A 680-nucleotide genomic window follows, 5' to 3' on the forward strand; every position below is an offset into this window, starting at 1 on the left:
CCGCTTCGTATAGAGCGACATGCCGACGCCGTCGTGCCACAGCAGTTTGACCAGGTCGCCCTTGCGCCCTCGGAAGCAGAAGATCTCGCCGGCATGCGGGTCGCGCCCGAGCCCCTGCTGCACCGTCAGCGCCAGGGTGTTCATGCCGCGCCGCATATCGGTGACCCCGCCCGCGATCCACACGCGCACCCCCGCCGGGAAGGCGATCATCGGCCTTCCAGGGCCGGAAGCAGCCGCGCCAAAACCTCCGGGTCCACCGACGAAGGTGCCAGAAGCCGCCGTCCGTTCCTTAGCACGATCTCGAGCTGAACGTCCGGGGTGTCGCGCGGCGCCTCCTGTGCCGTCACAGGCACTGCCGCAGGCGCCTTGGGTGAAACCGCCAGTGGGATGAATGAAGGCGGCGTCTCGGTGCCAAGCTCACCGTCGCGATACTGTCGCCGCCATATGGTTAGCAGGGAGCGCGACACGCCATGCCGCCGCGCCGTAGCCGAGACCTGGCGATGCCCAAGAAAACTCTCCTCTACGATACGGACCTTGTCCGCATCATCCCAGTGTCGCCGGCGCGGCACGTCCGCGGCGGAGAGGACTTCGATCTCGGGTCTGAACTTATAGTCGGCCATAAGGTCGGACTTAGCACCGACGCCGAAATCCCGTCAGACGGCCTCCGCCGGAGGGATACG

General features: G+C 66.6%; 2 protein-coding genes. Both read right to left on the minus strand.

Features of this window, described 5'->3' with window-relative positions; all coding sequences use genetic code 11:
• A partial coding sequence (tnpB, locus tag GQE99_RS20300; protein WP_161353786.1) for an IS66 family insertion sequence element accessory protein TnpB occupies positions 1-210 on the minus strand: 210 nt, incomplete at its 3' end.
• A complete protein-coding gene (gene tnpA / locus GQE99_RS20305) occupies positions 207-620 on the minus strand; it encodes an IS66-like element accessory protein TnpA (RefSeq protein ID WP_161353787.1) in 414 nt (137 codons plus the stop codon). The genes tnpB and tnpA, both read right to left, overlap by 4 nt.
• Between the last annotated feature and the right edge of the window lie 60 nt (positions 621-680).

The organism is Maritimibacter harenae, from assembly GCF_009882975.1.
In the GTDB taxonomy this organism is placed as follows: Bacteria; Pseudomonadota; Alphaproteobacteria; order Rhodobacterales; family Rhodobacteraceae; genus Maritimibacter; species Maritimibacter harenae.

What these genes read in the sequence shown, in the direction of transcription:
- tnpA (WP_161353787.1), bottom strand. Translation starts at nt 620, where the DNA reads ATGGCCGACTATAAGTTCAGACCCGAGATCGAAGTCCTCTCCGCCGCG.